Origin of the sequence: Enterobacter sp. 725m/11 (assembly GCF_011683705.1) — a bacterium.
Classification (GTDB): Bacteria; Pseudomonadota; Gammaproteobacteria; order Enterobacterales; family Enterobacteriaceae; genus Enterobacter; species Enterobacter bugandensis.
The window spans coordinates 1-14,017 of the sequence record NZ_JAAQOK010000054.1 but is presented as its reverse complement, the minus strand read 5'-3'; the positions used below and the strand labels follow the sequence as shown (position 1 = coordinate 14,017).

The 14,017-nt window shown below is 55.9% G+C and carries 13 protein-coding genes; 9 read left to right on the top strand and 4 right to left on the bottom strand.

Annotated elements, in window-relative coordinates; genetic code table 11:
- Nucleotides 1-3: 3 nt before the first annotated feature.
- From HBA26_RS19180 to hrpB, 4 genes are all read right to left on the bottom strand, one after another.
- Nucleotides 4-717, bottom strand: a complete 714-nt coding sequence (locus HBA26_RS19180; RefSeq protein WP_041911205.1) for a molecular chaperone — start codon at nucleotides 715-717, stop codon at nucleotides 4-6.
- Between the two features lie 43 nt (nucleotides 718-760).
- Nucleotides 761-1,333, bottom strand: a complete 573-nt coding sequence (locus HBA26_RS19175; RefSeq protein WP_166720987.1) for a fimbrial protein — start codon at nucleotides 1,331-1,333, stop codon at nucleotides 761-763.
- A gap of 333 nt (nucleotides 1,334-1,666) precedes the next feature.
- Nucleotides 1,667-4,192, bottom strand: a complete 2,526-nt coding sequence (mrcB, locus tag HBA26_RS19170; protein WP_126326319.1) for a bifunctional glycosyl transferase/transpeptidase — start codon at nucleotides 4,190-4,192, stop codon at nucleotides 1,667-1,669.
- A 101-nt stretch (nucleotides 4,193-4,293) separates the two neighbouring features.
- A complete protein-coding gene (gene hrpB, locus HBA26_RS19165) occupies nucleotides 4,294-6,723 on the bottom strand; it encodes an ATP-dependent helicase HrpB (RefSeq protein WP_126345459.1) in 2,430 nt (809 codons plus the stop codon).
- Between the two features lie 73 nt (nucleotides 6,724-6,796).
- Between hrpB and thpR the strand changes: the two genes are divergently transcribed.
- The 9 genes from thpR to panD all read left to right on the top strand — a co-directional run bounded on the left by thpR (nucleotide 6,797) and on the right by panD (nucleotide 13,734).
- On the top strand, nucleotides 6,797-7,351 hold the full coding sequence (thpR, locus tag HBA26_RS19160; protein ID WP_126345458.1) for an RNA 2',3'-cyclic phosphodiesterase: 555 nt from the start codon (nucleotides 6,797-6,799) through the stop codon (nucleotides 7,349-7,351).
- Entirely contained in the window at nucleotides 7,341-8,045 is a 705-nt protein-coding gene (gene sfsA, locus HBA26_RS19155) for a DNA/RNA nuclease SfsA (RefSeq protein WP_041911210.1), read from the top strand. The genes thpR and sfsA overlap by 11 nt, the downstream gene beginning before the upstream one ends.
- Before the next feature lie 176 nt (nucleotides 8,046-8,221).
- A complete protein-coding gene (dksA, locus tag HBA26_RS19150) occupies nucleotides 8,222-8,677 on the top strand; it encodes an RNA polymerase-binding protein DksA (RefSeq protein ID WP_013095632.1) in 456 nt (151 codons plus the stop codon).
- Nucleotides 8,678-8,736: 59 nt separating this feature from the next.
- A complete protein-coding gene (gene gluQRS, locus HBA26_RS19145) occupies nucleotides 8,737-9,627 on the top strand; it encodes a tRNA glutamyl-Q(34) synthetase GluQRS (protein WP_166720986.1) in 891 nt (296 codons plus the stop codon).
- 42 nt (nucleotides 9,628-9,669) lie between these two features.
- Complete coding sequence (gene pcnB / locus HBA26_RS19140; RefSeq protein ID WP_028015552.1) at nucleotides 9,670-11,067, top strand: polynucleotide adenylyltransferase PcnB; 1,398 nt, start codon at nucleotides 9,670-9,672, stop codon at nucleotides 11,065-11,067.
- Nucleotides 11,064-11,543, top strand: coding sequence for a 2-amino-4-hydroxy-6-hydroxymethyldihydropteridine diphosphokinase (folK, locus tag HBA26_RS19135; RefSeq protein WP_126345457.1), 480 nt, complete (start codon nucleotides 11,064-11,066; stop codon nucleotides 11,541-11,543). The genes pcnB and folK overlap by 4 nt, the downstream gene beginning before the upstream one ends.
- A 123-nt stretch (nucleotides 11,544-11,666) precedes the next feature.
- The gene (gene panB, locus HBA26_RS19130; protein ID WP_045259479.1) at nucleotides 11,667-12,458 is read left to right on the top strand and encodes a 3-methyl-2-oxobutanoate hydroxymethyltransferase; all 792 of its coding nucleotides are present in this window, start codon (nucleotides 11,667-11,669) and stop codon (nucleotides 12,456-12,458) included.
- Nucleotides 12,459-12,469: 11 nt separating this feature from the next.
- Nucleotides 12,470-13,321, top strand: a complete 852-nt coding sequence (gene panC / locus HBA26_RS19125) for a pantoate--beta-alanine ligase (RefSeq protein ID WP_008501942.1) — start codon at nucleotides 12,470-12,472, stop codon at nucleotides 13,319-13,321.
- 32 nt (nucleotides 13,322-13,353) lie between these two features.
- Entirely contained in the window at nucleotides 13,354-13,734 is a 381-nt protein-coding gene (panD, locus tag HBA26_RS19120) for an aspartate 1-decarboxylase (RefSeq protein WP_003856284.1), read from the top strand.
- Nucleotides 13,735-14,017: the final 283 nt, after the last annotated feature.

Below are 14,017 nucleotides of genomic sequence, written 5' to 3'. Positions count from 1 at the left end.
GATTTAAAGAGCCTGCTTGCGCTGTGGGGTTTGCCCACCGAAATCATTGATTGCCGTCCAGGTCACCGCGCCCTTTGCTGAATTCGGTAGCGCGAAACGCTGCTCGCTGAACGGAGCCACCATCATTGAAATGGCGCCTGGCGTGGTTTTGGTCTCTTTCACCGGAACACTTTTCCCACCAACGGCCAGCTCGCCAAACGAGACGTAAAACGGGGTCGGGTTGTTTGCTATTAGCGTGTCGCCCTGACGCTGGAATGTGATTTTTGCGTAGGCTTCCAGGGCATCGCTTTCCTTCAGCTGAGCCGGACGCCAGAAAAGCTTCAGGCGCGTTTTCATCGCAAATTGCAGCGTGTTTTTCTCTTTCAACTCCGGCGAGAGTGCCGATACGGATTTAACGTTTGCCAGAAACAGAGATTCCCGGTCTGCGGGCAGGCTTTTTTTATCGCCGGTAAAAATAACGTGCAAAAGGGTTTGACGATTTTCCTGCAATTTGTAAACAGGAGGAGTAATAATAAAGGGCGCTTTCGCATCATTGGGGTAACTGACCCAGCTTTGCACCAGATAACGTGTATGCGGATCTTTATTTTTAAGTGCTATCTGAACTTCTGATTTATTCGATGGATAAATAATTCGCGTACCACCAAGAACAACACTTGCCTGTACTGAACAGCAGGAAATAATTAAACAACCACATAACAATTTAAATAAAGTCTTCATACAATGTTCCAAAAAGGCAGCCGTTCAGGCTGCCCGTCATTGCTTAGCGATAGACAACCTCGAATGTTGCAGAGGAGGAGTAATGGCCCGCGGTTGGCGCGGTATCCCCCACCTGAATCACTTTCGCGGTGTAGTTAAAGACAGAAGCCGTTGCCCCGGTCGCGTCGTTATTCACATCGGTACCCGTATCCGGTACTGAACCGTCGAAAACAACATCGCCTTTAGCGCCGTTCTCATTGCTAACGATGATGCCAACGTTGGTCGCATTGCCTGCGCCAGTCAGATCGTTCTTCAAGCGCTTGTTAGCGGCGTCTGTTGTCGTGCCGCTAAACTTGAGGTTCAGTTTAGCGACCAGCGGGTCACATTTTTTCACTTCAATCTTAAAGGCTTTTGAGGTGCCAACCGTACCGTCAGCGCCAAAATCCGAAGGATAGGTATCTGCGAAAGTGACGGTGGAAGCGTTAGTCCCTGTGCCATCAACGTTAATTTCACAGGTATCGGCAACAATTATTCCGGCGAAGTTCACCGTACCGGAATCGTTTGATGCAAATACAGGCAGAGACAGCGCGGCCATAACGCTTCCGGCTAAAAATGTAGCGACAACTTTTTTGTTCATGAAAAATATCCTTATATTTGACAATTGTGGCATCCATTCGCACTACAAATATTTTGAGTCGAAATGTTATCCAGCATGTTACACATGACTGACTAAATAGGAATATCCTTTGAGCCAGTTAATTTCTTATAGCGATTACATCAGATTATTCTTCATTGTGTCCAGAGAGGATAAAGTTACGCAACATGTAGAAGATTTCAAATGCATGTTTTAGATGAAAAAAATGAGAACTTAAAAATTCTAAATTAGATATTTAATTTTTTTAAAAATTGCAGAATGTAAAAAACAAAAAAGCCGCTTTATATTAAAGCGGCTTTTTATTCAGGGAATTAATTAATTCCCACCAAACATATCCTTGATCCAACCGGCCACGCCATCACTGTCTTTCTTCTCGTTCTGCTGCTGGGCCGGTTGTTGCTGCGGCTGCTGCGGCTGAGAAGATTGATCGAACGGGTTGCCCGTTGGCTGTTCAGGCTGGCTCTGCTGGCACAGTGAGTCCGGGTTGGTCGTCCAGACCGGCAGGGTACGCATCCCGCCACCGCAGATAAAGTTACCGGAACCATCCACGCCCATATCGACGATATCTTCCGGCGCGACCAGGTTCAGCGGCACAGGTGACTGGTTCGCCAGGTAGCGCTGGTAAATCGACATCGCCCCGCTCGCCCCGTAAAGTTTGGTCGGCTGGTTGTTGTCACGACCTACCCAGGTGATCACCACTTCACGGCCATCAATACCGGCAAACCAGGTATCGACGTTGTTGTTGGTGGTCCCGGTTTTACCCGCCAGATGCAGACCAGGATACTTCGCCCCCAGCTGACGACCGGTACCGCGCTGCACAACCTGCTGCATCGTCCACAGCGTCATGTAGGCCGCCTGCGCAGGAACGGCACGTTCAGCCTGCGGGAAGCTCTGATACAGCACGGAGCCATCTTCGGCAATCACCGAACGCAGGGCAGAGAGCGGTGCGCGGTTACCTCCGCTGGCAATGGTCTGGAACGCCTGCGCCACTTCGATCGGCGTCAGGTTAAGCGCCCCCAGAATCATCGCCGGAACAGGGTGCAGCTGATCTTTCGGTACGCCCAGCTTCTGCCAGGTGTCGACAATGGCCGGCAGGCCCAGCGCCATACCGAGGTTAACCGTAGGTACGTTCATGGAGCGGGTTAACGCGTCCACCAGCATCACCTGGCCGCTGAACTGTTTATCATCGTTCTGCGGTGACCAGACCTGGCCGTTAGGCTGACGCAGGGAGATTGGCGCATCGGCGATCCAGGTGTTCAGGCGATACAAATTCGGCTGGCTCAGCGCGGTGAGATAGGTCGCTGGTTTAGCCAGAGAGCCAATCGAACGACGCGCCTGCATCGCGCGGTTGTAGCCCGCATACTGCGGCTCTGCGCCGCCCACCATCGCGCGCACTTCGCCGGTGTTACGGTCAACCACCACCATCGCGGTTTCCAGATCGGAGAGCTTGCGCTGCTTCTTCAGCGCCGGGATCCCTTCCACCGCCGCTTTTTCTGCCGCGTCCTGGGCTACCGAGTCAAAGGTTGTGAAGATCTTCACGCCGGAGAGATCTTTGACCTTATCACCGAGCTTGCTTTGCAGCTCCTGGCGCACCATCTGCATGAAAGCAGGCTGCGGAGAGATCACCCCACCGCGCGGCTGCACGCCCAGCGGACGTGCGCTAAGCATGTCGTATAATTCCTGGTCAATCACCTGCTGCTGTTGCAGCAGACGCAGTACCAGGTTACGACGCTCCAGCGCCAGTTTCGGGTTGCGCCACGGGTTATAAATGGACGCCCCTTTCACCATGCCCACCAGCAGCGCCTGCTGGTCAAGGCTGAGCTCTTCCACCGGACGGCCAAAGTAGTACAGGCTCGCCAGCGGGAAGCCGCGGATCTCGTTATCGCCGCTCTGGCCGAGGTACACCTCGTTCATGTACAGCTCAAGGATACGATCCTTGCTGTAGCGCGCATCCATCAGCACGGCCATGTACGCTTCGTTGGCTTTACGCCAGTAAGAACGCTCGCTGGAGAGGAACAGGTTCTTCACCAGCTGCTGGGTAAGCGTACTCGCCCCCTGCACGGTACGACCCGCAGTCAGGTTCGCCAACACCGCACGGCCGATGGAGTAGAGACTGATACCGTCGTGCTCGTAGAAATGGCGGTCTTCGGTTGCCAGCAGGGTATCCACCAGCAGATCCGGGAAGCCGTTACGCGCCACGAACAGGCGCTGTTCGCCATTGGCGGACGAGAGCATGGTGATCAGACGCGGATCAAGACGGAAGAAACCGAACTGGCGGTTATTGTCCATGTTCTCAATGGTTTCCAGCCGATCGCCGTCAAAAGTCAGACGCGCGCGCACCTGCCCCTCTTTGCTGTCCGGGAAGTCGAACGGGCGGCGGATCATCTCAATGCTCTTCGCCTGGACGGTAAATTCGCCCGGGCGGGTCATTTTCGTGACCTGACGATACTGCGTAGCTTGCAGCAGTTTCACCATCTCGTTCTTGCTGATGGACATGTCCGGCTCAAGGTTCACCATGCGACCATACACTGCCGCCGGCAATTGCCAGACTTTCCCGTCGATACGGCTGCGGATCTTCTGATCCAGATAAACGCCGTAAATCGCGATCAGCACAACAAAAACAATGAACAGCTTCAGCAGCAGCCAGAACCAGCCGCGCTTCCCACGAGGCTTACGCCCTTTGCCTTTCCCTTTACGCGGCATCGGTTCTTCATCCTCATAATCGTCTTCATAGTCATCGTCATAGTCCTCATCTCTGAGGCGACGACGGCTTACTTTTTCTTTCGCCGGACGCGCGGGTTTTCCCTTACGTCCTATTGGCTCGCGGTCATTCCCCGCCATGCTTTTTCTCCGCAACTTTCAGGCGCAAAGGCCAGATTTTCCTTTCTTTCACAGGTCTGTGGAAGAAGAAATCTCTCAAAATAAACAGCAAGACTTTCCTGTCAGGAATACTTCTTCGTCCGCCGCGTCGGCGCCGTATTCGCCGGATCGTCCGGCCAGACGTGTTTGGGGTAGCGCCCTTTCATCTCTTTCTGCACTTCACGGTAGCTCCCCGCCCAGAACGCTCCCAGATCGCGGGTGATCTGCAACGGACGATGCGCAGGCGAGAGCAGCTCAAGCACCAACGGCACCCGCCCTTCCGCAATAGACGGCGTGGTTGCCTCACCAAACATCTCCTGCATCCGAACCGCCAGCGCCGGAGGATTATCCTCATGATAACGAATGGCAATCCGGCTCCCGGTGGGCACAGTGTAATGCCCAGGAAGCTCACTATCCAGACGTTGACGTAATGACCAGTCCAGTAAATTCTGTAACGCGGTCTTAACATCAAGCGCCTTAAGGGCGCGCAGAGAGTGCACGCCGCTCATTTGCGGCAGCAGCCACTGCTCAAGCGTCGCGAGCAGCGTCTCATCATCCACCGCGGGCCAGCCGTATTCCGGTAGCCACTTCGCGGCGCAGTGCAGACGAATGCGATACTGTTCAGCTTCCGGCGTCCAGTTCAGAACGTTAAGGCCCTTTTCCCGAATGCCGTTCAGCATTGCCTGGTGTAACTCTTCTTCCGACGGCTTCGCCAGCGGTTTCGTCCCGAGGATCAGTTTGCCAATCTGACTACGCCGAAACGCCTTTAGCGTCCCCTGAGCGTCATCCCATTCCACGATGTCCGATTGCTGGAGCAGCTGCGGGCAGGTACGCGTCAGGGCATCTATGTCTACGGCAATCGCCTGTAAAATACGGGCATCAGGAGACTGGCTGCCCTGAAGCAGGAGCGGCGCGATCAGCCATTCATGTCGCGTCAGGGCATCATCGCTGTCCAGCATCGCCCCCATGCCGTTTGCCAGCTGGTAGCGTCCATCCAGCCCGCGGCGGCGCGCAATCCTGTCCGGGAAGGCCAGCGCCAGAAGGGAGGCAATCTTATCGCCGTCAGGTGAACCGCCCCGACAGTTCAGGCGTTTGCACAGCTGCTGCGCCCGCTGCTGCCAGTTTCCCTGATTGCGCGAAAACGCCTGCCCCAGATCGCTGCTGCCTCCGCGCGGCGGCTCCTCAAGAATAGCCGCCAGTTTCGCCGCTGTGGCAATTTCATCTTCGCCCTGCGCGGCCACCAGCATCGCCGCCAGACGCGGATCGTTGCCCAGCGCCGCCATTTTCTGACCGCGCGCCGTCAGACGTTCACCTTCCAGCGCGCCAAGCTGGGTGAGCAGGCTGCGCGCGGCGGCGAGATTCACGACAGGCGGCGGATTAAGCCAGGTGAGCTGTTCAGGATCCGGGCAGCCCCACAGCAGGAGATCCATCACCAGCCCGGAGAGATCGCTTTGTAAAATCTCCGGCGTGCTTTGCTGTGCCGCGCGTTCAGCCTGCTCCGCGCTGGTCAAATGCAGGCAAATACCCGGCTCAAGACGCCCCGCACGGCCCGCGCGCTGCACCATTGACGCCTGGCTGATGCGTTGTGTCAGCAGTTTAGTCAGCCCGGTGCGCGGATCAAAGCTCGCCACCCTCTCCTGCGCGCTATCCACCACCAGGCGAATGCCTTCGATGGTTAAACTGGTTTCGGCAATGTTGGTTGCCAGCACGACTTTACGCTGCCCCGCCGGGGCGGGAAGGATGGCTTTACGCTGCTCGGTCAACGACAGGGCGCCATAGAGCGGGCAAAGCAGTACGTCACTGCCCACCCTGGAGGCCAGCCGCTCCTGCACGCGCTGAATCTCCCCCACGCCGGGCAAAAACAGCAGCAGCGAGCCGGGCGCCTGGCGAAGCAGGTCAGCAGTAGCAATAGCTACCGCTTCGTCAAAGCGCTGATGGGCAGGAAGCGGCTGATAGCGACGCTCAACAGGAAATGCCCGTCCTTCTGAGCTGATGACCGGCGCATCGGGTAATACCTGTCGTAGCCGCTCGTTATCCAGCGTCGCCGACATAATCAGCAGCCGCAGATCGTCGCGCAGCCCCTGCTGAACGTCGAGCAACAGCGCGAGGGCCAGATCGGCCTGCAGGCTGCGCTCGTGGAATTCATCCAGGATCACCAGCCCGACGCCGTTCAACTCCGGGTCGTTTTGCAGCATGCGGGTAAGAATGCCCTCGGTGACCACCTCAAGCTGCGTGGACGGGCCGACGCAGGTTTCGGCGCGCATCCGGTAGCCTACCGTTTCACCCGGTTTTTCATTCAGCAGTTCCGCCAGGCGCTGCGCCACGTTGCGCGCGGCCAGCCTGCGCGGCTCCAGCAGGATAATTTTCCCGGCAATCTTCCCCTCTTTAAGGATCTGCAGCGGCAGCCAGGTAGATTTACCCGCCCCCGTAGGCGCGTTAAGCAAAACCTGCGGGGCATGTTGTAAGGCAGCGAGAAGCTCAGGAAGAACGACGGCGACCGGCAATGAGGACACTAACAGCTCCAGAGGGTTAACATTAGTCGGCGTACATTGTAGCATCGGCGCATATCATTACCGAGTCCCCCGTATGTCTGATTCGAAACGGCTGTTTTTTGCCATTGAATTGCCCACCCCCCTTCAGCGGCAAATCGTTCGCTGGCGCGCGGAACATTTTCCACCGGAAGCGGGCCGGCCCGTTGCGGCGGCAAACCTGCACCTGACACTGGCCTTTTTGGGTGACGTGAGCGCCGAAAAACAGCGGGCATTAGCCGCCATGGCCGGGCGTATTGCCCAGCCGGCGTTTACGCTGCACCTTGACGATGCGGGTCAGTGGCTGCGTTCGCGCGTGGTCTGGCTGGGTACGCGCCAGCCGCCGCGCGGGTTGTTACAGCTCGCCAATATGTTGCGCGCGCAGGCAGCGCGCAGCGGCTGTTACCAGAGCCCGCAGCCGTTTCATCCGCACGTCACGCTGCTGCGCGATGCCGGTCAGGCCGTTGCCATTCCGCCGCCGGGTTTTCACTGGGCTTTTCCGGTTAATGAATTCGCGCTTTATGAATCCGTCTTTGCACGGGGACGCACCCGCTACAGGCCGCTACAGCGCTGGACGTTGGGCGACACCACAAGGAATTCCGATGAAGTTTAGTCCTGCACTCCAGTCCGCCACGCTGATCCAACGCTACAAACGCTTCCTCGCCGACGTGGTGACGCCGGAAGGCGAAGAGCTCACCCTGCACTGCCCCAACACCGGCGCCATGACCGGTTGCGCCGCGCCGGGTGACACGGTCTGGTATTCCACTTCAGAAAATACTAAACGCAAATATCCCCATACCTGGGAAATAACCGAAACGCAAAACGGGGCGTTTATTTGTGTTAATACTCTGCGTGCAAATCAGCTGGTTAAGGAAGCGCTGACGAATGGCGCCATTCCCGAACTGGTGGGTTACGGTACGCATAAAACAGAAGTGAAATACGGCGATGAAGGCAGCAGAATTGACTTCATGTTACAGGCGGAAGGCCGTCCTGAGTGCTATATTGAAGTAAAATCAGTGACGTTAGCGGAACAGGAAAACGGCTTCTTTCCGGATGCGGTAACGCTACGCGGGCAGAAGCATCTGCGAGAGCTAATGAGTGTTGCGGCGGCGGGCAAACGCGCCGTATTGCTGTTTGCGGTGTTGCATACAGCGATTGAACGGTTTTCCCCTGCCCGCCATATCGATCCTAAATACGCACAACTGTTGAATGAGGCACAAAAGCAGGGGGTAGAGGTTTTAGCTTATAAAGCGGAACTTTCTGCCGATAATATGACTCTGAGATCGTCTCTTCCCATTGTCTTATAAGGGATTAGACGATTGATGAATAAGTGTTCTGGCCGCGTGCGCAAATACGCTTTTCCTCACAGGCTTGTCAAGTGTTACGTTTAGATAATTGCCATACGGAAAAGCATCTGCTATTTATAGCGACCTGATTTTTCCCCCAACACGGGGATCGATAGTGCGTGTTAAGGAGAAGCAACATGCAAGAAGGGCAAAACCGTAAAACATCGTCCCTGAGTATTCTCGCCATCGCTGGGGTGGAGCCGTATCAAGAGAAGCCGGGCGAAGAGTATATGAACGAAGCCCAGCTGTCGCACTTCAAGCGTATTCTTGAAGCATGGCGTAATCAACTCAGGGATGAAGTGGATCGCACCGTTTCGCATATGCAGGATGAAGCTGCTAACTTCCCGGATCCGGTAGACCGTGCCGCTCAGGAAGAAGAGTTCAGCCTCGAACTGCGTAACCGTGACCGCGAACGCAAGCTGATCAAAAAGATCGAGAAAACGCTGAAAAAAGTCGAAGACGAAGATTTTGGCTACTGCGAATCCTGCGGTGTTGAAATCGGTATTCGTCGCCTGGAAGCGCGTCCAACCGCCGATCTGTGCATCGACTGTAAAACGCTGGCCGAAATCCGCGAAAAACAGATGGCCGGCTAACGCCAGCGCTGTTTATACACTTCAAAGGCGGGAGTCTCTCCCGCCTTGTTACTGTTGATATGTCTGAATCACACTATATCGGGCGCTTTGCGCCATCTCCTTCCGGTGAATTACACTTCGGCTCATTAATTGCCGCGCTTGGCAGTTACCTGCAGGCTCGCGCCAGTCAGGGTAAATGGCTCGTCCGCATCGAAGATATTGACCCTCCGCGTGAAGTTCCCGGTACTGCAGACACCATTCTGCGTCAGCTGGAACATTACGGTCTTCACTGGGACGGCGACGTTCTGTGGCAGTCACAACGTCATGAGGCTTATCGGGAACGTCTGGCCTGGCTCAGCGCTCAGGGGCTCTCCTATAACTGCACCTGCACCCGCGCGCGTATCCAGAGCGTGGGAGGTGTGTATGACGGCCACTGCCGCACGCTGAATCTTCCCCCGGAAAATGCCGCCGTACGCTTGCTACAGCGCGCGCCCGTCACCCGCTTCCACGATCGGCTCTCCGGTGAGATTAGGGCGGATGAACGTCTGGCATGTGAAGATTTTATTATTCACCGTCGTGATGGTCTGTTTGCGTATAACCTGGCGGTGGTCGTCGACGATCATTTCCAGGGCGTGACAGAAATTGTGCGCGGGGCGGACCTGGTCGAACCGACCGTACGGCAAATCTCGCTTTATCATCAGTTTGGCTGGACGGCGCCGGATTACATTCATCTGCCGCTGGCGGTCAATGCGCAGGGCGTTAAGCTCTCCAAGCAAAACCACGCCCCGGCCCTGCCAGACGGCGATCCGCGTCCTGTTTTGATCGACGCGCTGCGATTTCTCAACCAGAATGTAACCAACGAATGGCAGGATCTGCGCATTGACGAATTGCTGAAAATAGCCATTGCCAACTGGACGCTCGCGGCAGTGCCAAAAATCCAGCATTCTCAAATGCGTTGCGCTGAGCTATGATTAGCCGCTTTTTTCATAACAAAACACACTACGAGGTGTACCATTTTTACCCGAGTCGCTAATTTTTGCCGTAAAGTGCTAAGCCGCGAAGAGAGCATGGCGAACGACGCTATTGCACAGCCACACATGTCGGTTATTCCGCGTGAGCAGCACAATATTTCCCGCAAAGATATCAGTGAAAATGCCCTCAAGGTACTCTATCGTCTGAATAAAGCGGGCTACGAGGCCTATCTCGTTGGCGGTGGGGTGCGTGATTTACTGCTGGGCAAAAAACCGAAAGATTTCGACGTGACGACCAGCGCCACGCCCGAGCAGGTGCGTAAATTATTCCGCAACTGCCGTCTCGTTGGCCGCCGTTTCCGTCTGGCTCACGTGATGTTTGGGCCGGAAATCATTGAAGTGGCGACCTTCCGCGGCCACCACGAAGCGGGTGCATCCGACCGCACCACGTCACAGCGCGGCCAGAACGGTATGCTGCTGCGCGACAATATCTTCGGCTCTATCGAAGAAGATGCCCAGCGTCGCGACTTCACCATCAACAGCCTTTATTACAGCGTGGCGGATTTCACCGTGCGTGATTACGTCGGCGGCATGCAGGACCTGAAAGAGGGTCTGATCCGCCTGATCGGCACGCCGGAAACGCGCTATCGTGAAGATCCGGTGCGCATGCTGCGCGCCGTGCGTTTTGCCGCCAAGCTGAACATGCGCATCAGCCCGGAAACCGCAGAGCCGATCCCGCGTCTGGCGACGCTGATTAACGACGTGCCGCCTGCCCGCCTGTTTGAAGAGGCGCTGAAGCTGCTGCAGGCCGGCTACGGGTTCGAAACCTACAATCTGCTGCGCGAATACAACCTGTTCCAGCCACTGTTCCCGACCATTACCCGTTACTTCACCGAGAACGGCGACAGCCCAATGGAACGGATGATTGCGCAGGTACTGAAAAATACCGACACCCGCATCCATAACGATATGCGCGTGAACCCGGCATTCCTGTTTGCGGCAATGTTTTGGTACCCGCTGCTGGAAACGGCTCAAAGAATCACCCAGGAGAGCGGCCTCGCCTATTACGATGCCTTCGCGCTGGCCGCGAACGATGTATTGGACGAAGGGTGCCGCACGCTGGCTATCCCAAAACGTATTACTACCCTGGTGCGCGACATCTGGCAGCTTCAGCTGCGCATGTCCCGCCGTCAGGGCAAACGTGCCTGGAAGCTGATGGAGCATCCAAAGTTCCGCGCCGCCTTCGACCTGCTGTCGCTGCGTGCGGAAACTGAACGCAATCAGGAGCTGCAGCGCCTGGCGCAGTGGTGGGCCGAATTCCAGGTTTCCGCCCCGCCGGAGCAGAAAGATATGCTGACCGGGCTGGATGAAGAACCTGCCCCGCGTCGCCGTCATCGTCGTCCGCGCAAACGCGCACCGCGTCGTGAAGGGACAGCATGACCCTCGCGTATATCGCCATCGGCAGCAATTTAGCCTCTCCACTGGAGCAGGTGAATGCTGCCGTACAGGCGCTGGGTGAGATCCCGCAAAGCCGTATCGTGGCGGTCTCCTCCTTCTGCCGCACGCCGCCGCTAGGCCCGCAGGATCAGCCTGATTATCTGAACGCCGCCGTGGTGCTGGAAACATCCCTCGATGCCGAAACGCTGCTGGACAACACTCAGCGCATCGAACTGCAGCAGGGGCGCGTACGCAAAGCCGAACGCTGGGGGCCGCGCACGCTTGATCTCGATATTATGCTGTTCGGCCATGAGGTGATTAACACTGAACGCCTCACCGTACCGCATTACGACATGAAAAATCGTGGCTTTATGCTCTGGCCGCTCTTTGAAGTGGCGCCCGATCTCACCTTCCCGGAAGGCATCCCGCTCAAGGCCGTTCTGGACAACCTGAACGCGGAAAGACCCGCTCGCTGGTGATCCTCTTCCCTCACCGATTAACCACAAAATAATTATGGTTAATCGGTTGCCTAAAATCATTGTTCCCTCGAATGTTACTGTTAGAATGCGCAAAGATTCGCTTTTGGGCTATCAGGAAACAGTATGAAACCAACCACCATCTCCTTACTGCAGAAATGCAAACAGGAAAAAAAACGCTTCGCCACCATCACCGCGTATGACTACAGCTTCGCCAAACTGTTTGCTGAAGAGGGTATCAACGTCATGCTGGTCGGAGATTCGTTAGGGATGACGGTACAAGGACATGATTCCACCCTGCCGGTCACGGTCGAAGATATTGCATATCACACCCGTGCGGTACGCCGCGGTGCGCCAGGCTGCCTTCTGCTTTCCGACCTGCCGTTTATGGCCTATGCCACGCCAGAGCAGGCATTTGAAAACGCGGCGGCAGTGATGCGCGCTGGCGCTAACATGGTCAAAATTGAAGGCGGCGCCTGGCTGGTGGAGACGGTGAAAATGCTCACCGAACGCGCCGTGCCGGTGTGTGGTCATTTGGGCCTGACCCCGCAGTCCGTCAACATCTTTGGCGGGTATAAGGTGCAGGGCCGCGGCGACGCAGCGCAGACGCTGTTTGAGGATGCCCTGGCGCTGGAAGCCGCAGGCGCCCAGCTGCTGGTGCTGGAGTGCGTGCCGGTTGAGCTGGCGAAACGCATCACCGACGCACTCTCCATTCCGGTGATTGGTATTGGTGCAGGCAACGTGACCGACGGTCAGATTCTGGTGATGCACGACGCCTTTGGTATTACTGGCGGGCATATCCCGAAATTTGCCAAAAATTTCCTCACTGAAGCGGGCGACATGCGCGCTGCGGTCAGGCAGTATATTGCCGACGTTGAATCCGGTGTTTACCCGGGTGAAGAACACAGTTTCCATTAAGGAGTCTCGTTGTGCTAATCATTGAAACCCTGCCGCTGCTTCGCCAGCATATCCGCCGCGCGCGTCAGGAAGGTAAACGTATCGCACTGGTCCCGACCATGGGCAATCTGCATGACGGCCACATGAAGCTCGTCGACGAAGCCCGTGCGCGAGCAGATATCGTGGTGGTCAGTATCTTCGTGAACCCCATGCAGTTTGACCGCGCCGACGATCTGGCACGCTATCCGCGCACCCTGCAGGAAGATTGCGAGAAGCTCAAAAAACGCCACGCGGATATCGTCTTCTCACCTGCACCGGCGGACGTTTACCCGCAGGGTACCGAAGAGGCGACCTACGTTGACGTCCCGGGCATTTCCACCATGCTGGAAGGAGCAAGCCGTCCGGGCCACTTCCGCGGCGTCTCCACCATCGTCAGCAAGCTATTTAACCTGGTGCAGCCGGACGTTGCCTGCTTCGGTGAGAAAGATTTCCAGCAGTTGGCGCTGATCCGCAAGATGGTTGCTGACATGGGTTACGATATTGAGATCGTCGGCGTACCGATTGTGCGTGCGAAAGACGGTCTGGCGCTCAGCTCGCGGAATGGTTACCTGACCGCCGAACAGCGTAAAATCGCGCCGGGCCTGAGCAAGGTTATGAACACCATGGCAGAGCAGATGCTGGCAAAAGAGTTAACAGCAGAAGAGATTATTGCCCTTGCCGAGCAGGCGCTTAACGATAAGGGCCTTCGTGCTGACGACGTACAAATTCGTGATGCTGATACGCTGCTGGAATTAACCCAGAACAGCAAGCGCGCAGTCATCCTGGTGGCGGCATGGCTCGGCCAGGCACGCCTGATTGACAATAAAGTGGTTGAGCTGGCGTAGTTCTTCACCCTTGATAATTAAAGGTAAACGTAATGATTCGCAAAATGCTGCAAGGTAAGCTTCACCGTGTGAAAGTCACGCAGGCCGACCTGCACTATGAAGGCTCCTGCGCCATTGACCAGGATTTTCTCGACGCGGCGGGTATCCTTGAAAACGAAGCGATTGATATCTGGAACGTGAACAACGGTAAACGCTTCTCTACTTATGCGATTGCCGCCGAGCGCGGTTCTAAAATCATCTCTGTTAACGGCGCTGCGGCGCACTGTGCGGACGTGGGCGACATTGTGATCATCGCCAGCTTCGTGATGATGTCTGACGAAGAAGCCCGCCGCTGGCAGCCTAAAGTGGCCTACTTCGAAGGCGACAATGAAATGAAGCGCACCGCAAAGGCGATTCCGGTTCAGGTTGCCTGATTCCAACAAGGAGCGGAACCCTCTGGATCCGCTCCTTAACAGGAAAAAACACATCATTGTGAATTATGTAAATAGCATCTCTTTACTCATTTCTCTTATTTTCACCTCTCTTTTCGCGTCTCCTTTCTTAAATAAACATTCCCCTCAGTTATATGCGAAGGGAAAATGATCAATGTCATTAATAATCCAAGCCTGCCAATAGCATATCAACGCAATAAAAAATAACTCCCAGTGTTTTTTTTGAGACTGTCTCTTATACACATCTGACGCTGCCGACGACGGA